Raw genomic sequence first — 25,051 nt, 5'->3', positions numbered from 1 at the left:
TTTAGTGATTCATCATAAATCCTCCCTAGTACTTAGACTTAGTGATAAGTAAATGGGCTACAGGGGAATACTCTACTCAGGGGTTAAGTATTCTATACACACGCACTGATGAAAATTGTAGAGGAAACCCATACTAGATTACAGCTAAAGCATCAACCACTCAGAAATTGGTTTAGTGGTGGGTGCCTTTTTCTTGGCTGTTTAAGCTTTTTGATTTACTGTTTAGTTTTTGATTCTGCTTCAGTTCAAATAACTTGCGATCGCCTCACACCAAACCAAATGAATTGTGAATTAAGGCGGTTTAATTTGCTGGGAAGTATGGAGAAACTCAAAATGTTTGATCTCCAGGAAGCATACATCCTGACAAAGACTGGTAGCAAAGGGGGGAAAACCTATCAAGTTATAATTGTGACTCCATTTGCAGACTTTGCCCTGCTCTCACATGTTAGCTATCAATATAATCAGGAAGTTACTTCTAAAATCAACAATTTTATCAACTCTGGACAAACTTCTCTATTAGTGCAGCAGAATGAACGGGATTATCTATTTCTCTTAATTTTATTTATATTGATTATGATGGCGATCGCTGCTTATTTTGCTACATCACCTGTAACTACCTGCACCTTCTATAAAAGTATTGATAAAGTATTTATCGAACGGAAAAGTTGGCGTGGCAACCAAATTATCGAACACCCATTAGAAAATATTCTGTATTTTGATATTCAAGAAAAGCAATATAAATATTCCAAACTTTATCGGGCTGTAATTGTGCTGAAATCCTGGAAGCAAATTCCAATTAACCCACAATATACTGATGAAAGGAACATTAGATATGCAGTTTCTAGGATACATTCATTTCTAAAACTTTAACCAGAATTCACCGCACGGTAGCCTGCTGACCCAAACTTTTCGGCATTAAGTCCGCGCAGCTTATAGCCCAATCCGCTTGGCTTAGTGATTTGTTGCCCCGAAAGATGCCTAAAAAAGGCTTGCTCTATTTTCTCGTTTTTAAGGAAGATTAGGGAAGATCAAATTTTCACCCAACTGTATTGGATTATAGCTGCAACTTCAGTATCCTGAAGTCGTCTTGCTCATTAACACAACCTAGTCAACTACAAATACCCACTTTGTCAGTTTGTCTAATTAAGCTATGTTTGGTAAATAAAATAAGTAGCCTACATAATCGGCTGTTATTCCACACTTGACATAAAGCATTGTGAGTGCAAAACGTCTGCCAGAAACCATTGCCCATGTCAGAATTACTCGCCAATCCTGGCAACACGGCTTCCTTGAGGGCGAAGTGAGTGCGGGTGAGTTTGAGTGGCATTTCCAGTGGCATTTTCGCCGGGGAGAACTTGCCGTCAAGCCTTCCCAAGGCCGCGCCTTAATCAAAGAACCCCTCGGTCGATTTTTGGAGCAACAAGATTACCAGTTAGAGCCTGGAGGAGACTATGCTTTTACTATTCGAGCGGAACTTTAAGAATTAGGAGCCATTCAATTTTGGATTTTAGATTTTAGATTTTAGATTTTTTCTTCAATCCAAAATACAAAATACAAAATCTAAAATTGGTTGACTCCTGATTCAGTGAGGCGATTTAAGTATCTTTCGATTAAGAGAATGGCAACGATGTCATCTATTGGTCTTGGTGGCTGTCGCAGACCCTTTGGCAATAGCTTTATTAGCCCTTTAGGCGGAAACATTTGCCAATAGCGATCGCGTGCTTCTAACGTTGTGTAGCGCTCATCCACTAAAATAATACTCAACGGTTCTGTCAATTCCTGATATAACTGCTGTCGCCACTGCTTGGCTGTAGTTTGGTCACCCATCACCATCAAAGAGATGGGAAACTTTTGCCGCAGGGTCTCAATGGTAGCGATCGCCTCTTTTGCTAGCACAACCTGATGATAATATAGTTGCCGATCCAGTCCCATCACCCCTAAACCACACTTATCTCGACCTGGATCAAACCCTAAGATGACTGGTTGTGTTGGTGAAAATTCATGGAAAGTCATAATAAATTCAAAATTAAAAATTAAGAATTAGAAATGTTCGCGTAGCGTCTCGTAGAGAATAAATGCCATCACAGCAACTATTTTGGCTGCTGTTCAATATGTTTAAATCTTACAAGAGAAGCCAGGAGGCAGATCGCGCAGCATATCGTAGACAGGGCAGTTCTTGCTGGAGGAAAGAAGTATGAATGAAAACTATTAGTTCTGGGTCATTACCCAGTTTCAAAAGAAGAATTGTATCCAGATGCACAGTGCAAGATACAAACTTCCACAGCCTAATTCCTACGTTTTTAAGCGTGGATTCCTCCTGCCTTCTGCCTCCTGCTTCCTGAATAATAACAGTGTGCAAATAATTTTTTAAGTACTAAAAATTATTTTCCCATTGACTATTGCCACTAATTTTACCCTCAATGGCCCGGCTGTATAAGTGTCCTCTGCTGCGATCGCTTTGATTTCCAGTGGCTGATTATACTGTCTTAATTGGGTAACAAAGCGCAGAAAAGTCCCTTCTACTTGCACATTTTCGACAATTCCGGCATTACGGGCACGAAATTGGGAAGCAGAAATCAGTATTTCCAGCCGCTGCTGTAACTGATAGGATGTCATGGTTTTGGAATCGGCAGTCGTTGTGGCCAGCACTGCACCCCCCGAAAAAACCAATTGATTCCGGGCTGTATCGGCGAAAAATTCTATCTGCTTTTCTCCCCTGACGTAATTACCAGCAGAGAAAATTCGCACCACGTATTCTTGACCATCGCCAATCTGCTTGCTCAATTGGTCAACTCTATCCTGGGTCACACGCAGTAACTCTACATTTGCAGGATTTGCACCAGGCTCACTTAATTCCAGGTTGGCGTTGCGATTCGCCTCTTGTAAAAGTTGTATCACTGCTTGGCGAGCAGCAGCAGGTTGGGTAACACGAATTACAGCCGCGGACAGAACTTGACCACGAACTAAGGCTAGCTTACCCAGACGCAGGTCGCGGTAGGACTGATAATATTTTTCCAGCCTTGCAACTTCCTGTTCTAGTTGCTCCTGTTGTGCTTCCAACTCTTTGAGGCGAGATTCCCGCTTGGCAATCACTTGCTCTCGTGCTGCAACTTCTAGATTGCGCTTTTGAATTAGTTGATCCAATTGGGAAATTTTTTGATCGCGCTGTTCTATAGCTTCTTGACGGTTAGCAAGTTCGCGATCGCGTTTTTCAATTGCTGTTTTGGCTTCGTCAATGGCTTTTTTTGCTTCCGCATACAGTCGTTGACGTTCTGTCTTCAGTAGTTCAACTGCTGCCTGTAGTTCCTTTCTCTGGTTGTAAACGCTTTGCAATTCAGCTATAGCTTTTTGGTACTGAGTTACAACCTGATCTAGCTGCCCTTGAGTGCGTTGGAGTTGAGTTTGGGTTTGGGCTTGTTGACTAATAGTACGGTTCAACTGAGCTTGTGTTTGGCGTTGTTTGGCATTCGCGGCCTGCAAAGATTGATTAATTGCCTGCAAATCTTGTTGTGCCTTTGCTTGGGCAATTCTTGCTTGGTTTAGCTCACCCTCTACCTGACTTTTCTGAGTTTCTGCGGTTTTTAGCTGTTCCCGCTTCTGTCTGAGGTCTGTTTGAATATCTTCTAACTCAAAGACTCCTTTTCGCAAGCCTTCGTCGGCAGCGAATAAAATCCCTAAAGTTGATGCTGAAATCAAGCCACCCGTAAAAATAGTGACCAGTACAGCGGTGTTTTTTGGACGAAGCTTAAAAAGTGAGAGGCGGGCTTTGCCAACTCGTGTGCCGATGCGATCGCCCACGGTTGCAATTACGCCTCCCAGAATTAAAATTGCAGCGATGAGGATGTATCCGGTGGTCATCTTTAGCTACCGAAATCCTTCCAGATACAGCCTACTACTTTTAAGCATTGTCTGTGGAGAAGTGGAAATTGGCAATAGCTGAAATTACTCAATTTTAGATTTCCCTCTAGCTATTAGTGTCATTTTTCAAAACACAACACGCGCCGACTCCCCTTTCTCCAATTGTTTTTATGTGAACTGCCTACTTAAGGTAACAGGTTTATGCACAGTAATCTTCTTTTTGTGGATAGAAATCATCTTTTTCTCACGCAAATCTCCCAATAGTCTAGTAACGGTAACACGAGTTGAACCAATTGCTTCTGCGATCGCTTGATGAGATAACTTCAAATCAATAGTGATCCCATCTGCACAAGGAACGCCAAAATCCCGACAAAGAATTAATAAAAAACTCACCAACCTAGAACCCATATCTCGGTGAGCAAGAGTTTCAATCATCATCTCCGTCTGTAAAATTCGCGAAGACAGACCTCGCAGCATTAACATTGATAATTCTGGATTTTCCTTGAGTGCTAGCTCCACTTGTTCAATTGGTGCTGACAGTAATTCCACAGGAGTAAATGCAACCGCATGGTAAAACCGATCCGACTTATTTCCTGTCAGCAATGACAATACACCAAAAACACTATTTTCCCGCAGCAGCGCTACCGTTATTTCCTCTCCTGCCTCGTACACCCTGGAAAGTTTAACAGCACCTTTCAAAAGAAAATAAACTCGTTCGGCAGGATCGCCAGGAAAAAAGATCGTTTTATTGCGTTCAAACGTTTCCACAACTGGCGGAAACGCCCCGGTCGCCATCTGACGAAAAACATTTGCTAGGGCTTTATCTTGTGTCACGATCATCTCCCTTCCCCTACCCAATGCCGGAAAAACAAAAACTGATTACCTAAGAATACACCCGAAAAATGAATAAAGCACCGTCAACCTTTCTGTACTTTCCTATACTCAAACTAATCTCTTCATAACTCTTTGTTTACAATGATACATAATTGTTGATCCTTTCAGCTACTAATTGTTGATAAGTAGTTCCAATAGCTGTATTCAAAAGGTTTTTTGAAGAACAAATAAAGATATCTTGAGAATATCTTTATAAAAAATCAAGATTTTTGTCACAGCAAACACCCTTATCAATATTCATTTTTGCAAATCCTGTATAAAACAAAGACAAAACGTGGCTCAGATTCTAGTATGCTCCTAATGATCGATCGCATTAACAATTTCTATGCTAAATCTGACTGGAAAAAATGCCCTTGTTACAGGTATTGCCAATAACCGCTCGATCGCCTGGGGCATCGCCCAACAGCTGCACAAAGCCGGAGCAAACCTGGGTATTACCTACCTGCCGGATGAACGCGGCAAAATGGAGAAAAAAGTCGCGGAGTTGGTAGAACCTCTTAACCCCAGCTTGTTTCTTCCTTGTAATGTCCAAGATGAAGACCAAATTAAATCTACCTTTGAAACAATCCGCGATCAGTGGGGAAAGCTAGATATCCTCATCCACTGTCTGGCCTTTGCCAGCAAAGACGATTTAACTGGAGATTTCAGCCAAACCTCTCGTTCTGGCTTCAACACCGCTTTAGAAATCAGTACTTATTCACTAGTGCAATTAAGTGGTTTAGCCAAACCTTTAATGACAGAGGGGGGTAGTATCGTCACCCTGACATATTTAGGTGGTGTCAGAGCAATCCCCAACTACAACGTTATGGGAATTGCCAAGGCGGGGTTAGAAATGAGTGTGCGTTACTTGGCTGCTGAACTAGGGCCACAAAATATCCGTGTGAATGCTATCTCCGCAGGCCCGATCCGCACTTTGGCATCTTCAGCAGTGGGTGGGATTTTGGATATGATCCATCATGTAGAAGAAGTAGCTCCCCTACGACGCACCGTCACTCAGTTAGAAGTGGGCAACGCTGCGGCTTTCTTGTGTAGTGATTTGTCCACCGGCATTACCGGACAAATTCTGTATGTAGATGCAGGATATGAAATTATGGGAATGTAAGATAATTTGGGCATGGGGCATTGGGGATTGGGCATTGGGAATTGAGTATTAGTAAAATTCTTGTCCATTTTTCATTCTCCATGCCCCATGCCCTATTCCCCATGCCCTATTTCCCATGCAAATCAGCAAAATTAATTCAAACTACGACCAGTCAACCAAAACCCCTCGGATTGCCACTGTTCAGCGCATCACTGGTGAAACTAATGTGCAAGTTACCATCAACCTGGATGGTAGAGGGACTTGCACAGCAGCAACAGGTGTTCCGTTTTTGGATCACATGTTGCATCAAATTGCCTCCCACGGGCTGATTGATATAGATGTCCAAGCCAAGGGAGACTGGGAAATTGACGATCATCACACCAATGAAGATGTCGGCATTACTTTAGGGCAAGCTTTTAACCAGGCACTAGGCGACAGAAAAGGCATTATCCGCTTTGGTAATTTTCTTGCACCACTCGATGAAGCCTTAGTTCAGGTAGCGCTAGACTTTTCCGGCCGTCCTCACCTCAGCTATGGCTTGCAAATTCCTACTCAGCGAGTAGGAACCTATGACACCCAACTGGTGCGAGAATTTTTTGTGGCTTTGGTAAACCATAGCCAAATGACATTGCACATTCGGCAACTGGATGGCATTAATTCCCATCACATCATTGAAGCGACATTTAAAGCCTTTGCAAGAGCAACACGGCTAGCTGTGGAAATCGACCCCCGTCGTGCTGGCATAATTCCCAGTTCTAAGGGCGTTCTATGAAATGGGCATTGGGCATTGGGCATTGGGTTTAGTAGTCTTTCTTGTCTTCCTGATCCTCCTATTCCTCAGTCCCCAGTTCCCAGTCCCCGATAATTGACACACCAGTTGTTGATGGTTATTATCAGCCTATCGGGTAACTTGTAATTAATATCAAGCTGGTAAATGGTGATTTAACCGAGATGAAGTCTGTTGCAGATGACCCTGATTCTCAACTCAATACGACCGACATTCCGCCAGTAGTCCTAACTTCTGAGTTGCGAAAAGTCTATCGTACTGGTTTTTGGCTAAATCAAAAAGTTGTATCTCTCAAAAACTGTTCTTTAACGGTTTACAAAGGCGAAACCTTTGGGTTGCTGGGGCCTAACGGTGCTGGTAAAACCACCCTTTTAAAATTATTGCTGGGAATTATTCATCCCACCTCTGGACGAGGATCATTGTTGGGTAAGCCAATAGGCGATCGCAACGTTAAGCAACATATCGGCTATCTACCAGAAAATCCCTACTTGTATGACTATCTCACTGGCTGGGAATTTTTGCAGTTAGCCGCTGGGCTATTCCAAATTCCCCAAAGTGTCCAACGCCAACGTATTCCCCAACTGCTGGAATTAGTGGGTTTATCGCAAGCCGACGCTCGTAAAAAGCTGCTGCGTCGCTATTCCAAAGGAATGCTACAGCGTGTTGGTATGGCACAGGCATTAATTAATGAGCCAGATTTAGTTTTTCTGGATGAACCTATGTCTGGGCTTGATCCGGTGGGACGCTACCAAATGCGAGAAATTATCCTAGCGCTCAAAGCCGCTGGGAAGACGATTTTTTTTAATAGTCACATTCTGAGTGAAGTAGAACAGATTTGCGATCGCATTGCCATCCTCGCTCAAGGTGAACTAATTTGCTCTGGTTCTCTCAATGAACTCTTAGGCGGAAAAAATACATATCACGTCAAAGGTCGAGGTGGTGACTGGGAAATTCTCAAAAAATGGATACCCACTCTCATCTTTGAGCCTGATGGTTCCTGGCACGGTACACTACAAGATGATTACTATGATTTTCTTGCCAGTCTTCGTCTCATGGAAGGTAAAATTATCGCCATGAACTTGTCACGTCACTCCCTAGAAGAATTTTTTATTCAACAAATCCAAAGAAAAAACAACTCATTGAATTAGTCTTGTTGCCAAATAGTAAATTGTCGACTGGCTTGAAGAACAAAACCCAAAATTCTGCCTTTTTGAGTTCTCTTTGCCCAACACAACCCACAAAAAATAAAATTCCGACATCTTTTCAAGGTTATTTGTATTTATTTAATGAACTTGTTCCTAATTTTAGTATTCTCTTACTACTCATTGCAGATTTTAAATGTCATGAAATTAACTTTGACAAGAAAACTTTATTCGTGACTACTTGATTGTTGCCTAACAAATAATTTATTGTATAAACTGCGTTTATTTGTGTAAATCCTATATTTTTTGATATTGCTCTATTCAAGCAACATTAACTTTAAGCTAACTTCACTAAAAATTTAAATTCAATAAACAAATTTCCTCCGGAAAATCACACTTTTCTAGGAAAATAAGAGTGTCGGGGAACTTGAATACTTAGGTATAGTCAAAATAAAAATGTTTAGACAGTACTTTATTGATCGTAGTTTCAGAGTCTCAGGTAAATATGCTTAACAAAAGTTTGTCTAAATTCCTAATTCAGCCAGCTGTGGGTATGGCTTTTTTAACTGCTGTCAATGCCGCTGTGTCATCTGCCAGTCTAGCTCAAGGACAACCATTACCACCAAATACACAACCATCAACCATACAAACGCCAATAGATACTAATTATTCATTAGGAGGGGGCGATCGCATCCGTGTAAATGTATTTGAAGTACCTGAATATACAGGTGAATACCAAATTCCCCCAGGTGGAGCAATCAACCTACCTTTAATTGGCAGTGTCTCAGTCTCCGGTCTAACAAGTGAACAGGCTGCTGACGAAATTGCTAGAAGATATGCTCGCTTCCTCAAACGTCCCTTAATCTCAGTCAATTTATTATCACCTCGTCCCATCAATGTTTTCGTTGCTGGAGAGGTAACACGTCCAGGAGCTTACACTCTAAGCTTGAGCGGAGGCGCTGGAGACAATCCAGGTGTACAATACCCCACTGTATTAGCCGCATTGACAACAGCACAAGGGGTAACCCTAGCTGCGGATGTAACTCAAGTTCAATTACGGCGTAAAATAGGACGTTCTTCAGAGCAAGCCGTCACCATAAATTTAAAAGAACTCATTCAAACAGGCAGGTTATCACAGGATATTACCTTGCGGGATGGAGACACCATAGTTGTGCCAACTGCAACCAACTTTAACGTGGCAGAATCGCGCAATATATTTGCATCTAACTTTGCTGCTAGCCAAACCACACCTCGCACAGTAACAATTATCGGTGAAGTTAACCGTCCCGGTTCTTATCTTGTCACCCCAGGCAACACAGATGCTCAGGGGGGCGCAACCGCTAATAGTAATAGTGGCACTGCTTCTCCCTCTGGTCTACCAAATGTAACGCGGGTAATTCAACTAGCTGGGGGAATTACAGCACAGGCTGATGTTCGTAATCTCAAGCTACGCCGACCTACAAGAACTGGCTCAGAACAAGCTATAGATATTAATCTTTGGCAACTATTGCAGAGTGGTGACGCCAATCAAGACATCATTGTGCAAGATGGAGATACGATTGTTATTCCGACGGCAACTGAAATTAACCCCGCAGAAGCTACTCAATTAGCTACTACTACTTTGTCTCCTACACGCATTCAAGTTGGTGTGGTAGGCGAAGTTAAAAGACCAGGGTTAACAGATATTCAGCCGAATAGCTCTTTAAATCAAGCTATACTCGCCGCTGGCGGATTTAATGATGCCAGAGCTAGCAGCGATGCTGTTGATTTGATTCGCCTTAACCCTAATGGTTCTGTCACTAAACGTATAGTAAAAGTGGATTTCTCGGCTGGGATTAATGAGCAAACTAATCCTATACTCCGCAATAATGACGTTGTGCTAGTCAATCGATCTGGTTCAGCTAAGACTGGCGATACCATAAACACTATAACTGGACCTTTAGGTATTATCCTTAATCTTCTGAACGTTTTCGGGCTCTAGTTTAAGAGATAGATGCAAATTGGGGGCGTTGATCAACCCTCTTCGTCCCTAAAATTGCACTTTCCTTGAATCGCTTAATATTCAAGAGTTAATATAGCCCTACTTAATCATTCATGAGAGATAAAAAAGCTAAAAAGCTTATAAATGCGTATTTATCTCCGTATTTTCTCACGATTTAATTAGGATTGCTGTAGAAAACAATAATGGCAGTATTAAATTAACTCTTGTACTGCCTTTTGAGAGCAAGAATAAATGGCGCATAGAGCCATACTCTTACAGAGAAGCATAGCTATGCAAAGTGTCTCTCATTTCAAAGAAAAACTTATAGTCTAGAATAGGCGTTCTTGTACTTATACAGGCCAGCTAGCTACGCGCTACCTCGACTACAGGAGAAGACAAGAGTAGGAACTGGTTTTCCATTGTGGCTTAGGCGTAGCCCACCGTAACTTTATTCTTAAACAAGCTATGCATAGCGGATGCATCAGAGGGCATTGCTACCTCCAAAATTATATTTTGTATCCGCCATCTTTATAAAAAAATTAAGTAATGTTACTCATTGACAAATATTATAAACCTTCACGGAAAACTTACAATCTACATTGATAGGTTTTTGCAAACTTTGTCTTAGGGACTCGAATTGATTATGATAATGAGAACATTTTAGAGGGCAGAGGCGATAAGTACTAGTCTCTGCCTTGCTTTTTTCTATTCAGTGATTCTTATTATCATAAGAATTGTTTAAGTAAATTAACTTATTGATGACAGATATACTATCTAAAACACAGATATCGCGTATACACAGTAGAATGATGTCGAATTGGAAATAACGCCATTTGTACGGTTGTTTAGTGTCCATTAATGCGGTAGTCCTAGATACTGAAAAACTTTTTTCAGTAGTTTTACCAGATAGCTGTATTTTTTTGAAATATAGGCTAAAAAAGGATTTCAGCCATATTTACGCGAAAATCCGCAGGTGTTAACCTAGAAAACCGTGTATAAACTTACAAATGGCAGTTACACGACCGTATCCAAAACTGAGTTACTAACTAAGGCTAGAGTTACTGACCGTTGACGATTGAGTTTTTGCAACATACCCTATTTTTTCCCTATGATGATTCATGGTTTAGGTTTTCTTAGTTTGAGCGCATCTCTTGTACTTCCCTGGGCATTAACAGGTCTGGTTCAAGCAGAGAGAATAACAGAGTCTTTAGTTAAAGATGTTCGTCAGTCATCCACATCCACTGATCGAGAAATGCCACTACCTAGCCGCAAGCTGATCAGCGCGGTTTCAACCGCGACAACATATTATGTTAGTGGTACTGGAAACGACAGCAATAGCGGACTTTCTACTTCATCGCCCTTTAAGACAATTCAAAGGGCGGCAAATCTTACCGACCCTGGCGACACAGTATTGATTATGAATGGAGAATACAAAAATATAGGGCAAAGTGGGAGTGTCGTAACTATTAAACGTTCTGGAAACGCAAATGCATGGATTAGGTATAAAGCATATCCTGGGCATTTCCCAAAAATTCGACACAATACATGGAGTGGCATTGGGTTATCAAATGGAGTTTCGTATATCGAGATCAACGGGCTAGAGGTTATAGGGGACAATGCCAATATAAGCGTTGATTATGCATTAAGTCAGAAGACTAATACATCAAATCCGCGTACAAACGGAAACTGCATCAGTATTGACGGACGCAATAGTTCTGTTCATCACATAAATATTTTAAACAACAAAGTGCATGACTGTGGAGGAGCTGGTATATCAGTAATTTCGGCTGATTACGTGAAGGTGGATAGTAATACAGTGTTTAATAACTCCTGGTATGGTGTCTATGGGACTAGCGGTATTTCATTCTTGAAGAATCGGAATTCTGACAACAACCAGGGATACAAGATGTTCGTTACCAACAACAGGGTCTACAACAATCGCATGTATGTTCCCTGGATTGAACGGGGAATTATTACAGACGGTAATGGGATTATTGTCGATCTTTCAAAACAAGGTCCAAATGGTGCATATAGAGGACGGACTTTAATTGCAAACAATATTAGCTACAAGAATGGCGGTTCGGGTATTCATGCCCATGAAAGTGAGCATGTCGATATTGTCAATAACACGGCATATTTGAATCAGCAAAGTCCGAACCTTACAAAAGGGCAAATCTATGCTGGTTATTCATCTGATGTCAAGATTTTCAATAACATTATTTATGGTCCTGCTGGTAAAAATGCAAGCACCAACGTGAAGAATTCCAACGTCACCTATAACTACAATCTTTACCCCAATGGTGTCGTGATCGGTGCGATGGGATCTAACGATATTATTGCAGACCCACAGTTTGTAAATCCCTCAACTGCTGACTTTAGACTGAAGGCAACGAGTCCGGCGATCAACAGGGGTTACTATTGGAAGGATTTGAAAACTGATTATGCAGATAACCCTCGTCCTGCTCGTGGTGCATATGATATTGGGGCGTACGAAAATCAGTAATTATAATATCATGTCCTGCTATCTGCCCATAATTCCGTCAGACTGAAGTCACGGTTACACAAAATAATAAGCTTGCGGAGGCAAGCTTATTATTTTGTGGATAATTAAACGTTAATGGTGTTCAGTTACATTGTGAGACAAAATCCTAATTTATACAGAGCTTTTGTTGGGAATACGTTTTTGTTGCTTAACCTCTTTTTTCAAATCTTGATAAGTAAAGTATTCTTTAGCATGGTTGAAATAACTGCTAGATTCATTTTTATCAATGAGACCATTCACAACTAAACCTAAAACATTGTGACTGGATCTCTCTAACATTTCTTGAGCAGCAGTTGCACTGTTAGAATCAATTACCCCAGGTCGAGCTACTAACAAAATCCCATCCGTCATTTGGCTTAAAGTCAAAGCATCGGCCGCCAAAAGGAGGGGAGGAGCATCAATAATGACAAAATCATAGTTATATTGAGATGAGAAATTTTCAATTAGTGATGCCATCCGTTTTGAGTCAAGCAAAGCAAGTGGATTGGGAGGTCTAACTCCAGCTGTTAAAACATCAAGATTATCCATTACCTTAGATACAGCAATATCAAATTCAGCTTGACCGACAAGAACCTCACTCAAACCAACTGCATTGGTTAGTTGCCAGAGATGATGCTGAGAAGGAACTCGCATATCTGCATCAATTAGTAAAACTTGACGTCCTAGTTGAGCGATCGCTGTTGCCAAATTAGCTGAAACTGTAGACTTGCCCTCTTTAGGAACTGCGCTAGTTACCACGATAGTTTTGAGCACTTTATCTGAACTCAGGAATTTCAGATTAGCTTGAATCATCCGGTACATTTCGCTCGTTAAAGAGTGGGGTGTATCTCTAACAGCAATTGTTTGAGATGTTGATTCTGAATTGGAATAGCGGGAGCGAATCTTTTTAACAGACAAAGGAACAATTCCTAGCAAAGTATATCCAAATACATCTCTGACTTCTTTAAGTGTTTTTAGAGATCTATCTCTCATAGCCAGGAAAAGCACAGTTGTTGTAGCAAAAAATAAACCGAACATCACTCCTAGCACCAAAACAATTATTTTTTTGCCTACTACTGGATCTTTTGGTACTAAAGCCTGAGCAATAATTCGGGAACTAGCTGTATTTGTATTCTCAACTAACTGTAATTCTTGAACCTTTTTCAATAGAGTTTGATAGGTCGATTCTGCAACTTCAACTTTCCGTTCTAATTCCCGCTGATTTTGTGCCAATTGGGGTATGAGTTTCACCCGCTGTTCGTAATTAGAACGAGAATTATATAGAGAGGAGAGTCTTTGAGTTAAGCCAAAGCGCTGTATTTCTGACTGCAGAAAACTTTGTATCAGGTTTTGTCTGAGTTCTCCAATCTGCAATAGGCTTTGGGGAACTTGTGTTCGATTGCCAATAGTCTGACCAATTTGCTGTTGCAGGAGAGATTTTAAACTAGCTTTTTTTGCTTCTAGGTTAATAATTATGGGGTTGTCATCTAGGAAACGGCTGCGCTCAACTGCTAACTGCCGATCGGTCTCTTGAAGTTGTGCTAGAACTCCCTGTACAGCAGGTGACTGACTGAGGGCACTCACAGCGATCGCTTCCTGAGAATTTAGCTCTACTTTTTGTCGCAGTTCATTGGTTTGGGCGTTTACCTCGTCCAGTTGAGCCTTAACAGTATTCATCTCATTGTCTAGATTTCCAATAGTCGCAACGGCTGATCTTGTCTCCTCTGATAAATCTGCAATCTGATGCTTTTGTTTAAATATACGTAGCGCTACTTCTGCATTATTAACAGCAGCTTGAGTTTTAGGAAGCTGCTTGGCCATAAATTGACGAGTTGCTCCAGCCTCAGAGCGATTCGTCAGAATATCATTTTCTAAATAAAAATTCATAATTGTGTTGACCACCGCCGCTGCTTCTTCGGGGTCAGGGCTGTTGTAGCTAATTTTCAATACATCTGTCCCACCAACAATTTTTAAGTTCAGGGCTTTTTGTAGCGCTTGCACTTCCAGAGGTTTACCTTCGTTGTCTTTGAGTTTTAGTTTGTCTATTGTCCGCTGCAATAAAGTAGGGGAAGAAATAACTTCTATCTGACTGCTTATGGGATTTTGAGTTGCTACTAAGGGTTTCAAATCTCCTGAGTCTCCTCCTTCAGAGGAACCAGGCGAAAGATTAGTTCCTGCTACTTTAAAAGACGGAAGTCTGAATAACAGTTTTCCTTCTGCTTCATAGTCTGGCTTCATAAATTTTGTAGATACAGCACTCAGAATAACTGTAGCCACAAATATGCTGACAGCAGGTAGCCACCACCTTTTCAATATCAACAAGTAACGATTAAGGTCTAAATCAATAGATTCTCTAGATTCCATAAATTTTTCTGACATAAATCTTCCAAAGTACAGGTCTTAAGCAAGAAACTAAAAGTTGACTTAAAGCAGTCACAAACCACTGCAATTGACAAGACTGATTGATTATGTATGATTTTACAATATGACAATAGTATAAACTATATTAAGTTAAAAATTTAGTTCCTATTTGGGCACAAATGTGCAGCAGTCTCCCATACCTCTCTATTGAGCAAAAACTTTGGTAAATTGGGGATTTAAGATGAGTTAAGGTTGTCATAACTAGGCTGCGATAGTACAAATCAACCCTTTAGCAGCAGGATGTTCAACTAAAAATTTTGCTATTAGCCATTAGTATTAAAATTTACTTGCCATATGACCAAAAGCTGAAATTTTTTCACCGAATATTATATAGCTCTACCCCTTGTCAAATTACCCATGCTAGCCAAAGTTCCTAAGCTAAGTAAAAAAATTCGCCGTCTAGTCAAATTGTAATTTCTGACCATAAACATCTACTTATTACTTAGCTTCACTTAAATAGTGATTCTGAAATTTAAAGTAGCTACTAACTTTGCCAAATTTTATCATAAGCCTCTAACAATTTCGGAGCTTGATATTGCCACTCAAGAATCTCCTCCATTCTGCGTCGCCCCTCGGCTCCTATCTTTTCTCTACGTTCAGGAAAATCTAGAAGCTCCAGAATTTTCTCGGCAAATTCCACCTCATCGTTAGGTTTAGCATAAAGAGATGCTTCCTGTGCAGAACGTCTTCCCTCTCGTAAATCAAACTGGACAATTGCTTTTCCCATCGCCATATATTCGAGGATTTTATTCATGGTGCAGTTTTCGTTATAAGCAGATGTTGGAGATGGTTCTACACACACGTCACAACTGGAAAGCCGCTCTAAAAGTTCTTCTCCTTGCTTAAAACCTGTAAATTCTACAAACTCAGTCACTCCTAACTCTTTAGATAAGGCTTTAAGTTTTTCAGCGGCAGGCCCACTACCGATTAGCATAAAGTGAATATCGGAGCGATTTTTTTTCTGAACAATGTAATATACCATTCTCAGGAGATAATCAATTCCCTCGGGTTCGCCCATGACACCCATGTACCCTATCAAGTAATTTCTACCTCTACGGTAGTTGGGGTTTGGAGACATTCGGCGAAAACGCGAAAGATCAGGCGCACTACGAACTATAAAGACCTTCTCTGGTTTCATGTGCCCGCGCTTAAGAGCTACCTCTCGGTGTGACTCGTTTGTTGAAATTACCATATCTGCTGTTGCATAGGTCAAGCGTTCTGCCAAGCGTAATCCATGATAAAAAATATCGCGCCGTTGATACTTAGCTTCATACATCTCCGGACTGAGGTCATGATGATCAAAGATAACCCATATACCATGAAATAATTTAAACCATCCTGCTACTAAGAAAAGTAAATCCGGTGGATTACAAATATGTATGACATCAAAACCACGCTCTCGCCATACCCTTTGAGCTAGACGGAATTGCCAGTTAATTGCCCAACTGTACTCTCGGAGATAGCCAATGACCGAACTTTCTTCTGGTGGTAGAGGATGACGGTAGATATGAATCTGCTCAATTACTTCATAGTCTTTTTCAAAACCATTACCTGTTGGTGAAATTACAGTAACTTCATATCCAGCTTTTTGCAAAGTAGTTGCTTCCATCCATACCCGCCGATCAAAGGGAACTGGCAGATTTTCAACGATAATTAATACTTTTTTGGGTAATGCCATAATAATCTCAATTTTTAATAAGTTTACTAAAACACTGACTTGTCAACTCTAAAATCTGCCTTCTTTAGGGAACTTTTAGTCATACCTAGCAAAACTAGGCTGAACAACCTGTATATCTGCATTTTCATAGCTTTCTGTTTTATAGTTGCTAGATAATTACACTTACATTATCGATCATCTGACATTTAACACTGAACGATATAAATCAAGGAAAGAAACCCAGTGATTTTTGATATCAAGAGCAAAAACACTTGTTCTAGCCTTAGATCCTAGAGAAAGTCTTAGAGCCTCATTTTCAATTAAAGACTTAACAGCATCTGATAACTGCTCAACATTACCTGGATTAACTATTAATCCATTGTCAGATTGAGTAACTATTTCAGGTATGCCTCCTACTGATGTAACGATGACTGGTAACTCCCAAGCCATTGCTTCCAGCATTGCTAATGGTAGACCTTCGTTGTAAGAAGGCAACACAAAAACATCTGCTTCAGTTAAAAGAATATCACGTTCATCTGACCCTATCCAGCCAGGCAATTTTATATAATTTTCTAGATTTAAAGTCGTAACTAAATTACGTGCTTGTTCTATGTCTCCATCTCCTGCCATGATCATACTTGATCTATTTTTATATTCAGTAGGCAAAATAGAAAAGGCTTTTATCAAATCAAATGCTCCTTTTCTTTGCCCAATTCGTCCTAAAAAAAGTAAGTTCACTTTTCTAGAGACGGAACGCAGTGGAACTTCCGCAGGAATTTTTACTGGATTATAAAAAACTACAACTTGGTCAGGTTTTAGACCAAGATTTTCTATGTAAAAACTTTTCCAACTTTCTGATAAGACAATTAAGCGTTGACACTTGCAAAATACCCAACCTAGCAATTGCTGCATCCATTTTGCAAGTTCAGCATAGAAAACATGAAATTGACTACCGTGAGCATGTAGAATTATCGGCTTGTGAAATACCCAAGCGACAAGTGCCATAATAGCTTGTCGGAAGACACTGCCGCGCTGTGAAATTTCAAGTTGAACAATATCAACTTCTTCCTTGATTAACATCCATAAAAATTTATATATAGCTCTCAAAAATACCATTATTTTGATTGCTATAGCTCCTTCTTGGTGAGTAACAATATGAGATATGTGAACTTCAGAAGGAGCATAGTCTAAAAAAAGTTTTTCGTAGTTGGAAATGCCGCCTTGCTGGAGTAAGCTAGGACCTAACAGGATAACCTTAAGAGTTTTAGTTCGACACATAATGCTGTATTTTTTCCATAATTGGGCTATCTTTGGTTAATGTATCAACTAAACAACCCTAATTGATCATTTTCATGTTTTCAAGTACTAAAGGAATGCATAAAATATTGTTCATAAATAAGTGCTTATTTTATATATATGATTATTTTCCGCTCTATTGAGGTTGAAAGTTTTTCTCAATAAAATGCATTTTATCGGATCAAAAAACGGTTATCTCAATTTGGTTATTGTGGAAATGACTACTATAAAAAATTGCTTCAAAACTTTTTTTTTTACATTCTGATTTAGTTTTAGTATTTATTTTTTATGATTTTATTTTTATTTCATATTTCATTCTTACTGAGAGAGATACTGCCACATAGAGCATCCAATTCAAACTATTAGATTCCAGCAAGGTAGATTCAGTAAGATTAGCTAAAGCTAAATATGTCATATGTATAAGTGGCCAAACATCTAATGTTGTTTTGCTACCACGCAGTCGAGCGAATCCTTGCAGATAATTGCCCCAAAATCCTAAAAAGAACACCCCTAAGCCCAAAAGGCCCAAATCCAGACAAAGAGCTAGATAACCATTGTGGGGGTGGTTTGGCACCCATCCAACTATGCGCCAAATATAAGCAGATTCGCCATCCCATCCTTGCCAGAATCCGCCATAACCATAACCAAGCCAAGGATGTTTCCAAATCCTATCGATCACTAATGGCCAAATATCTGTTCGACCCGTCAGTGTCGAATCTTTACCAATTGAACTGAATAGGACATCAGGGTTATTAGAAAACCAAAAATATGAAGTTTGGATGATAGTTGCCACCATTATTAATGTTGGTACCATGATCTGGTATGACCAACGCCAAATTTGAAAAGCGAAAAATGCCAATATTAGAATTAATAGATTAAGTAGAGATGAAGTGGAAGCAGAAAGTAGTAAGAGTAGTATTGACAAGCTAAACCCCCCCCAGAAAAGCCAACTACGTCTTTGAGCTTGATAACCAAGGATAAAAAAAACTATACTACTAGTTACCATCCTTCCTCCCAGAGCGTTTTTGTGCACGAATACTCCACGCAACTTTGGGCTACCAAGGTCGTTCTGAATCCCGTATTTAGGCAAGGCTATAGCAAAAATAAAACTCAATACTATAATAATTCCAAAGTTCAAAGCAAGTAAATGTAATTGCTGTTTTAAGGTGTATCTTGATGTAAAATATAGACCAAACAAACTGGAATTAAGTAGCGTAAAACTATTTTTTAATGTTGTCGATGGTGCAAAAGACCAAGTAATTGAAACAGCTGTCAATATAATTAAAGAATAAAGCCAAATATCTTTACTTAAGATCAGGAAATAAAGAGTTTTTCTCCAACGCAAAACTAGTAGAAAAAAGGTAACTATGTAGATTAAGAAAAAAATAACTCTAATCAATGAGCTATCATATTCGACTAAATCATTCTGTCCTGCCCCTCCTGACAGGATGACATTTAAGATTGCTCCTGAATACATCAGCAAAGTTAAAATTGTAAATACCTGCTCCGCAAAAATTAGTAGTTTTCTCATACAGCAATCCTAAATAGGTCGTGAACACTTAATGTGTATATAAAGACTTTATCGAAGGAAAAAACTTGGTCTTAACAGCGAACTTAAACAAGAACTTAACTGCACCGAATCACTTGCAGAACATATAAAATTGGCGGACAAAGTTCTTGGTTTGTAACCAGGGATTTTCTACAGGATTTTGTTTAGGAGCGTAAGCAGGAAGACGGATGCAGGTGATTTTCCACTATTGGATAGGTAAATTTTGGTTAGTGAAGTGAGATACTCATGTATTTCAAGCAAACTGTGGGATCTTTATGCTCTAGTAGTTTTGTTTTGATTCAAAAATGATTCTATAGTATTACTCTATATAATCGAATACTTTGTCTGTTAGCTCACAAGCAATTTAGGATCGCTGTAAATTAACTAATATTTTTTATTTTGCATATTCATTTCTCTATGATAAATTTGTGCTGTTTGAGCGGCAATATTTGACCAATTTAAATCTTGCTGACAACGAGCTAGTGCCGCAGTTTGCATACTTTGTTGCAAGTCGCGATCGCTTAATAAACAAATGATAGCATCCGCTAGAGCTCGGACATCATGCGGTGGAACTAACAAACCATCTTTTTTATGCTGAACTATCTCACTTAATCCCCCCACCTCAGAAGCCACAACCAGCGTTCCCATTCCATAGGATAAAGCTGCAACACCACTTTGAGAGGCTTCGATATATGGCAGAACTGTTGCCGTGCTCCGTTGAAATAGATTACCTACTTCTTCAAGGGGGATAAAGTCATTGATAATCTCGTAGCGTTTCTCATCATAACCATTAGGGAAATACTGCCTTATATTTTCTCCCTTTCCAGCAATAATCAGCTTGACTTCAGGTATACACTCAGCAATCAAGGGCATAGCCTCAAGCAAATATTTCAATCCTTTATAGGGCAAAATGCGTCCAAAAAATAGCAATGTATATGGCTCACGGGCTTGAATATTTTGACTGCCTCGGCGCTGATATAAACTACCAAGTTCCCCATGAGGTAAAACATTGACTCGCTCTTGAGGTATACGAAATTGTTCAATTAAAATGTTTTTAAGTTGATAAGTATGAACAATCAATTGTTGGGAACGGTAGAAGCCAATACGTCTAGTATACTCAGAACCAAATACACTCATATTATCTCCTGGGTGACGGAATATATCGTGGATAGTTGTCACCAATGGTGGCATCTTATTGAGTAACAAAGTCCAATCGTACCAAGGATCGTTAGTTTCTTGCACATGTAAAACATCTGGCTGTATGTCTTTGATGATATTCATCATAGTGCTCATCGATAATAAGTTGCGTGGGTCGCGAATCCGTGGTTTTTTAAAGCTAATGACGCGGATTCTGGAATCAAGAACATTGGTACAGGCATCTGAGACTTTTTCCGGATGAATTAGCGTTAAATCAACATATTTAACCAGACTGTTTGCTAATTCGATGGTGTAGTCTTCAAAGCAAAAATGTAATAGAGCAACCTTAATCATAATTAAAATTATATTTTTATTTAAATCATTTATTTAATCAATAAATCTTAGATACATTACTAGCAGGATTTGTTATTAAACAATTTACTGAACTTTTAAAAGTTTGTCCCATAAAAAACGGAAACCACCAAATGCACGAATACCCAGATAACTCACAAATAACCCATAGGCACAAGTTGAAATCATTAGAGTAAATATAAAGTCTAAGCTAATTTTTTGCAACAATACAAATATAGGTAACATCAAAATACTTATTAATAACGGTCGGCGCATAATTCGCCATAAATTTAATGAAAATAGACGACTATAGGTGAAGAAAACATACTGGATAAAACCAAGAGTAGTCATTAATAATGCCATAATAGCTGCACCTAGTAAGTGATATTGGGAAACTAATGCTATACCTCCCAAGCTTCCTAATGTAGTGGTAATAACTACTTCACGTAGGTTCACTATCTCGAAACCATTGGCTACAAGTAAATAGGAAAGTGAGCGGATAAAGGGCAATAAAAGCAGCGATGCCGCACTTAAACGAAGGGCTATATTTGCCTGAGCAAAGCTAGCATCATATACAAAAGTTAGTATATCTTTACCAAAAAATAACAGCCCTAAAAATAAAGGTAATGATATAAGTAGTAGGACTTCAATCATATTTTCAGTGATCTGCTTCTGTTTATCCCGTCCTTCACCTACTGCCTTTGAAAGTCTCGGAAACATTGCTAAAGTTATACTGTTAGCAATAATCAAAAAGGGCTGTAGCAATTGTACTATTCCACCAAATAGACCTACTAAAAACTCATTTCCTAATAATGAAAGAATCAAAATTTGAATTCTGCTAGAGACTACAGCTATTGCTTCAATAGCAAAAAATGTCCGCGCACTTTTGATTGTATTAAATACAAAATCTCCATCAATCTGCCATTGTATTTTTACTAATCGTGCGATCAGAATCCATTCAATTACAAGAATTAGTGTTTCTGAAAAAAATAGGATCGCTCCCAGATATTCAATTCCGTATTGCAGTTGCATCGCCCAAATCATTATTATTAGGCGTAGGATATACACTGGAACTGTAGCGATGGCAATCAGATGCATCTTTTCTTGAGCTTGAAAAACTGCCTCAGTGATGTTGGAAAGTGCAAAGGGAATGATCGTTAAGCCCATGATGTAGCAAATAATCGAGGTTTTGGAACTATAGGGAAGTAAAAACACTACGATTACCAATACCCCATAACTGAAAAAACTAAAAATTAATTGCAGCCACGTACCACTCATTAAATAAACTGGCGTTTTTTCTGGCTCACGGGCTAGTTCTCTGGTGAACAATGTCTTTAGCCCCTGTGAGGCAATGCCCACAAAGATAAAGTAGTAGCTATATGCTAGTAGATACTGTCCTAAAGCCTCAGCTCCTAGAGTGCGAGCAATAGCAGCAGTTAATACAAAGGCTGTAATGCTTTGCGCTAACCGATTGACTATCATTGAGAGGGAATTACTTATAAATTTGTACTTTTCTACCATTCTGGAATTGTTAATTAGTCTATTTCGTTAATCTTGGAATCACTAATACTTATGAAATCTCATGACTTATCACTTATTTTTTCTAATATACCGTTAGAAGTTTTTTAGCTTTTCCATACATACCAGTCACACGAATTCAAGACAATAATGCAATGAAAATGCATTTTGGTTTTGCTTCTATCATCGCACGCTTGAGTATGCTATTCATCCCACATTTTTCTTAATTAACAAAGACTTTGAGTTGTAAATACGAAAGCTTTATATAGTGGTTATTATTCGCATGAGGTACACTAAAAACTTTGACTGACAGTTTTTTAGTGTTGTATTATACATGTACCTCATTCCACAAATAAACCCTGTACTTCCCTCTTAGCAGGTAGGTAGTAAATCACTCAGCAAAGTATAAAAATCTAAATTTAATGGGTGAAAAACCCCATTGCAAACTGCAATATTTATATCAATATGTAAGTAATATAATTATTGCTGTCTGCTATTTGATGACTTAGTAGGCGCCTTCTTTTTTCAAAACTACCATAACTGTTTTCAGCAGAATTTCAAAGTCTAATCCAAGAGACCAATTTTCGATGTAGTTGAGATCAAGAATTATCACTTGTTCAAAATCTAAAATATCTGAGCGACCTGAGACTTGCCAAAGACCTGTAATACCGGGTAAAACTTCATGTCGAATAAAATGATGTTCAGAAAACTTATCTACATCTCTAATAGGTAAAGGGCGAGGTCCTACTATACTCATTTCTCCAAGGATAACGTTAAAAAGTTGGGGTAATTCGTCTAAGCTGTAACGACGGAGAAATTTTCCAACACGGGTGACGCGAGGATCATCTTTTATTTTAAAAATAATTCCATCTTTCGTTTCATTTAAAGCTTCTAATTCTTTCTGTAATTTTTCCGCATCAGACCTCATCGTTCTGAATTTCCATACTTTAAACTGTTGCCCATGTAAACCTATACGAGTTTGCCTGTAAAATACTGTGCCAGGAGAGTCCAGTTTTATAGCTATGGCTATAGCTAGATAAATGGGGAATGATAACATTACAAATAAAGTCGCAAAACAAAAATCACAACTACGCTTTAGCCAAAAATCTTTACCTGTAATTATTGGGCAATCCAAACTCAGACAAGGCATTCCCCCGATTTTATTAAATTCTACATTTCTATAAATTGGTTTTAATTCCATCGGTAAGATATGTACTTGGATACCAGATGCTTGAAATAACCAGCACAAAAACATTCTATTTTTTAGAGCATCCCAAGATATAAAAACTTCCGTTACACCTAATTGATTAAGTTGATTCAATGTTTGCTGACGTTTATATCTGTCTAAGGAATTAGCATTCGCAGTTCCAGATACAATGTAATGTTTTTCTTTTTTTATAAAGCTAGCAATCTGCTCATGATCCTGAGGATCACAAATAATGAAGACAGAAGAACGAACTATTTTTTTCTGCTTACGTAGATATTCTAGAGTAAAATTTACTGTATATCTACCAGTACAAATAAATAATATACTTAGCAACCAAGATAATAATATTAATCTTGGGCGTGTAATATCAATAACTGGTTTATACAAAAGACAAACAAGGAGTATTAATCCATGAGCAAAAGTTAGCGATTTGATAATATTCAAATAGTCATAGCGTTTTTGACCTTCTCGATAAATACCTTGGAGAGCTAGTGATCCTATTTGAATTCCAATAGTTATTAAAATCGGTAAATAATTACTGGGTATATACCAAGTAAAATCCCCATAAGAAGATTGATATCCAGCTAAAACCCAAGCTAAGGATAAAAGAGTATAGTCTACTAGAAATAATGTTGTTAATCTTAACCACCATGAACCCTTGCGGACTCTGACAAATGAAGATGCACGCAAATCTAAAGGCACTTCACTTAATTTATTTGTTGCAATGCTTTGATTACTCATAGTTAGTAACGCTTGGTATAGTTAAAGTTTGATGGAAACCTCTGCAAGTGAGGTATCTCACGTTGTGCTTTTTTTAAAGAAACCTGCTCTTTATAGTCTTATAGTCTACATATTAACTATTTTATTCAGAGTTAAGTTCTCGAGCAAAAGCATCTTCTGGGGTTGGTTTGAATGTGGCTACTATCCGAATGCTGAGATTTTGTTGCGTGATGGCGTCCAGTTTGGTCTAGAAATTTTGAGCTTTGATGCCAAGGAAATGATTTTGACTTTTTATTGAGTTAATTTATAGTTAAACAAAATTCCTGGCATTATATAGTAAAGCAGGCAAGGTAAAAATATTAGGATTTTTAAGTTGAGGTGCGTAATAAATAGTTGGACTGAGTTATTGCAGTTATATTGCAGATTTTTGCTTCTATGACAGAGATACAATAGTATCTCACTATAAGTTACTGTAACATGTTTAGCTAGACTAACTCAGTTTTGCTTAGAAGCTTCTCAGTTTCTTTACGCATAATTACTGATTTACAAAACTTACATACACAACATATAACGAAACGCATCAAAAATTTGTTTTTTGTTACAAAACTTTATATAATCTGATATCGTGGTTGAATTGGGTCAGGTTTATGGGCTCCTCTAGAGAAGTGGTTGCAGATTAATGAACATAAATTCTCAGAACTGAAAGTAATATTAGCAATGCGTGATATCTGTGAGTCTTGTCATATCTGCGTTATAGACATTTTTGCCTCCTGATCGAGAATCAATTTTTTTAATGCAATTTTTGGCGTCTAGATTAGACTTTGATTGTTCTAATCTTGTTTATCAGAAACTGAGCCTTGAACATTGTGGTATCACCATAACAAGTCTTTATTTATAGCTAAGAGCTTGAATAAGTATTTGCTGCCAGAAA

Annotated in this window: 17 protein-coding genes; 7 read left to right on the top strand and 10 right to left on the bottom strand. The window is 38.8% G+C overall.

Annotated elements, in window-relative coordinates; all coding sequences use genetic code 11:
- Nucleotides 1-108: 108 nt before the first annotated feature.
- Both HWQ44_RS20455 and HWQ44_RS20450 read left to right on the top strand, forming a co-directional pair.
- The gene (locus HWQ44_RS20455) at nucleotides 109-870 is read left to right on the top strand and encodes a hypothetical protein (protein ID WP_292722330.1); all 762 of its coding nucleotides are present in this window, start codon (nucleotides 109-111) and stop codon (nucleotides 868-870) included.
- A 346-nt stretch (nucleotides 871-1,216) separates the two neighbouring features.
- Nucleotides 1,217-1,480 carry a DUF3146 family protein gene (locus tag HWQ44_RS20450; RefSeq protein ID WP_069070640.1) on the top strand — a complete coding sequence of 88 codons (264 nt, stop codon included), beginning with the start codon at nucleotides 1,217-1,219 and terminating at the stop codon, nucleotides 1,478-1,480.
- Between the two features lie 80 nt (nucleotides 1,481-1,560).
- Here the strand turns inward: HWQ44_RS20450 and HWQ44_RS20445 are convergent, their stop codons facing one another.
- The 3 genes from HWQ44_RS20445 to ntcA form a co-directional block, all read right to left on the bottom strand.
- Complete coding sequence (locus tag HWQ44_RS20445; RefSeq protein ID WP_292722328.1) at nucleotides 1,561-2,013, bottom strand: resolvase; 453 nt, start codon at nucleotides 2,011-2,013, stop codon at nucleotides 1,561-1,563.
- Between the two features lie 354 nt (nucleotides 2,014-2,367).
- The gene (locus HWQ44_RS20440) at nucleotides 2,368-3,858 is read right to left on the bottom strand and encodes a DUF3084 domain-containing protein (protein ID WP_292722325.1); all 1,491 of its coding nucleotides are present in this window, start codon (nucleotides 3,856-3,858) and stop codon (nucleotides 2,368-2,370) included.
- A gap of 168 nt (nucleotides 3,859-4,026) precedes the next feature.
- Nucleotides 4,027-4,698 (bottom strand): global nitrogen regulator NtcA, encoded by a 672-nt coding sequence (gene ntcA, locus HWQ44_RS20435; protein ID WP_094347373.1) that lies wholly within the window; start codon nucleotides 4,696-4,698, stop codon nucleotides 4,027-4,029.
- A gap of 379 nt (nucleotides 4,699-5,077) precedes the next feature.
- On the opposite strand from ntcA, the gene fabI reads away from it, so the two are divergent.
- From fabI to HWQ44_RS20410, 5 genes are all read left to right on the top strand, one after another.
- A complete protein-coding gene (fabI, locus tag HWQ44_RS20430) occupies nucleotides 5,078-5,854 on the top strand; it encodes an enoyl-ACP reductase FabI (protein ID WP_292722322.1) in 777 nt (258 codons plus the stop codon).
- 115 nt (nucleotides 5,855-5,969) lie between these two features.
- Nucleotides 5,970-6,605 carry an imidazoleglycerol-phosphate dehydratase HisB gene (hisB, locus tag HWQ44_RS20425; RefSeq protein WP_292722321.1) on the top strand — a complete coding sequence of 212 codons (636 nt, stop codon included), beginning with the start codon at nucleotides 5,970-5,972 and terminating at the stop codon, nucleotides 6,603-6,605.
- A 179-nt stretch (nucleotides 6,606-6,784) separates the two neighbouring features.
- Nucleotides 6,785-7,768, top strand: a complete 984-nt coding sequence (locus HWQ44_RS20420) for an ABC transporter ATP-binding protein (protein WP_292722319.1) — start codon at nucleotides 6,785-6,787, stop codon at nucleotides 7,766-7,768.
- A 499-nt stretch (nucleotides 7,769-8,267) separates the two neighbouring features.
- Nucleotides 8,268-9,743, top strand: a complete 1,476-nt coding sequence (locus HWQ44_RS20415) for an SLBB domain-containing protein (RefSeq protein ID WP_292722316.1) — start codon at nucleotides 8,268-8,270, stop codon at nucleotides 9,741-9,743.
- Between the two features lie 1,108 nt (nucleotides 9,744-10,851).
- Nucleotides 10,852-12,246 carry a right-handed parallel beta-helix repeat-containing protein gene (locus HWQ44_RS20410; protein WP_292722313.1) on the top strand — a complete coding sequence of 465 codons (1,395 nt, stop codon included), beginning with the start codon at nucleotides 10,852-10,854 and terminating at the stop codon, nucleotides 12,244-12,246.
- Between the two features lie 150 nt (nucleotides 12,247-12,396).
- Here the strand turns inward: HWQ44_RS20410 and HWQ44_RS20405 are convergent, their stop codons facing one another.
- From HWQ44_RS20405 to HWQ44_RS20375, 7 genes are all read right to left on the bottom strand, one after another.
- Nucleotides 12,397-14,643 (bottom strand): polysaccharide biosynthesis tyrosine autokinase, encoded by a 2,247-nt coding sequence (locus HWQ44_RS20405; protein WP_292722311.1) that lies wholly within the window; start codon nucleotides 14,641-14,643, stop codon nucleotides 12,397-12,399.
- A 526-nt stretch (nucleotides 14,644-15,169) separates the two neighbouring features.
- Entirely contained in the window at nucleotides 15,170-16,363 is a 1,194-nt protein-coding gene (locus tag HWQ44_RS20400) for a glycosyltransferase family 4 protein (protein WP_292722309.1), read from the bottom strand.
- A gap of 174 nt (nucleotides 16,364-16,537) precedes the next feature.
- Complete coding sequence (locus tag HWQ44_RS20395; protein WP_292722307.1) at nucleotides 16,538-17,620, bottom strand: glycosyltransferase family 4 protein; 1,083 nt, start codon at nucleotides 17,618-17,620, stop codon at nucleotides 16,538-16,540.
- Nucleotides 17,621-17,924: 304 nt separating this feature from the next.
- Nucleotides 17,925-19,169 (bottom strand): O-antigen ligase family protein, encoded by a 1,245-nt coding sequence (locus HWQ44_RS20390; protein ID WP_292722305.1) that lies wholly within the window; start codon nucleotides 19,167-19,169, stop codon nucleotides 17,925-17,927.
- A gap of 402 nt (nucleotides 19,170-19,571) precedes the next feature.
- The gene (locus tag HWQ44_RS20385; protein WP_292722301.1) at nucleotides 19,572-20,678 is read right to left on the bottom strand and encodes a glycosyltransferase family 4 protein; all 1,107 of its coding nucleotides are present in this window, start codon (nucleotides 20,676-20,678) and stop codon (nucleotides 19,572-19,574) included.
- A gap of 84 nt (nucleotides 20,679-20,762) precedes the next feature.
- Nucleotides 20,763-22,196: an oligosaccharide flippase family protein gene (locus HWQ44_RS20380; RefSeq protein ID WP_292722299.1), complete on the bottom strand. Its 1,434-nt coding sequence runs from the start codon at nucleotides 22,194-22,196 to the stop codon at nucleotides 20,763-20,765.
- 502 nt (nucleotides 22,197-22,698) lie between these two features.
- Nucleotides 22,699-24,141 carry a sugar transferase gene (locus HWQ44_RS20375; RefSeq protein WP_292722297.1) on the bottom strand — a complete coding sequence of 481 codons (1,443 nt, stop codon included), beginning with the start codon at nucleotides 24,139-24,141 and terminating at the stop codon, nucleotides 22,699-22,701.
- Nucleotides 24,142-25,051: the final 910 nt, after the last annotated feature.

The sequence above is a fragment of the Nostoc sp. JL34 genome (assembly GCF_017114945.1).
Lineage (GTDB): Bacteria > Cyanobacteriota > Cyanobacteriia > Cyanobacteriales > Nostocaceae > Nostoc.
Note: the sequence above shows the minus strand (reverse complement) of the source record. Positions and strands in the feature narration are given on the sequence as shown.

What these genes read in the sequence shown, in the direction of transcription:
- HWQ44_RS20455 (WP_292722330.1), top strand. Translation starts at nt 109, where the DNA reads ATGAAAATTGTAGAGGAAACCCATACTAGATTACAGCTAAAGCATCAA.
- HWQ44_RS20445 (WP_292722328.1), bottom strand. Translation starts at nt 2,013, where the DNA reads ATGACTTTCCATGAATTTTCACCAACACAACCAGTCATCTTAGGGTTT.
- HWQ44_RS20440 (WP_292722325.1), bottom strand. Translation starts at nt 3,858, where the DNA reads ATGACCACCGGATACATCCTCATCGCTGCAATTTTAATTCTGGGAGGC.
- ntcA (WP_094347373.1), bottom strand. Translation starts at nt 4,698, where the DNA reads ATGATCGTGACACAAGATAAAGCCCTAGCAAATGTTTTTCGTCAGATG.
- fabI (WP_292722322.1), top strand. Translation starts at nt 5,078, where the DNA reads ATGCTAAATCTGACTGGAAAAAATGCCCTTGTTACAGGTATTGCCAAT.
- hisB (WP_292722321.1), top strand. Translation starts at nt 5,970, where the DNA reads ATGCAAATCAGCAAAATTAATTCAAACTACGACCAGTCAACCAAAACC.
- HWQ44_RS20420 (WP_292722319.1), top strand. Translation starts at nt 6,785, where the DNA reads ATGAAGTCTGTTGCAGATGACCCTGATTCTCAACTCAATACGACCGAC.
- HWQ44_RS20415 (WP_292722316.1), top strand. Translation starts at nt 8,268, where the DNA reads ATGCTTAACAAAAGTTTGTCTAAATTCCTAATTCAGCCAGCTGTGGGT.
- HWQ44_RS20410 (WP_292722313.1), top strand. Translation starts at nt 10,852, where the DNA reads ATGATGATTCATGGTTTAGGTTTTCTTAGTTTGAGCGCATCTCTTGTA.
- HWQ44_RS20405 (WP_292722311.1), bottom strand. Translation starts at nt 14,643, where the DNA reads ATGTCAGAAAAATTTATGGAATCTAGAGAATCTATTGATTTAGACCTT.
- HWQ44_RS20400 (WP_292722309.1), bottom strand. Translation starts at nt 16,363, where the DNA reads ATGGCATTACCCAAAAAAGTATTAATTATCGTTGAAAATCTGCCAGTT.
- HWQ44_RS20395 (WP_292722307.1), bottom strand. Translation starts at nt 17,620, where the DNA reads ATGTGTCGAACTAAAACTCTTAAGGTTATCCTGTTAGGTCCTAGCTTA.
- HWQ44_RS20390 (WP_292722305.1), bottom strand. Translation starts at nt 19,169, where the DNA reads ATGAGAAAACTACTAATTTTTGCGGAGCAGGTATTTACAATTTTAACT.
- HWQ44_RS20385 (WP_292722301.1), bottom strand. Translation starts at nt 20,678, where the DNA reads ATGATTAAGGTTGCTCTATTACATTTTTGCTTTGAAGACTACACCATC.
- HWQ44_RS20380 (WP_292722299.1), bottom strand. Translation starts at nt 22,196, where the DNA reads ATGGTAGAAAAGTACAAATTTATAAGTAATTCCCTCTCAATGATAGTC.
- HWQ44_RS20375 (WP_292722297.1), bottom strand. Translation starts at nt 24,141, where the DNA reads ATGAGTAATCAAAGCATTGCAACAAATAAATTAAGTGAAGTGCCTTTA.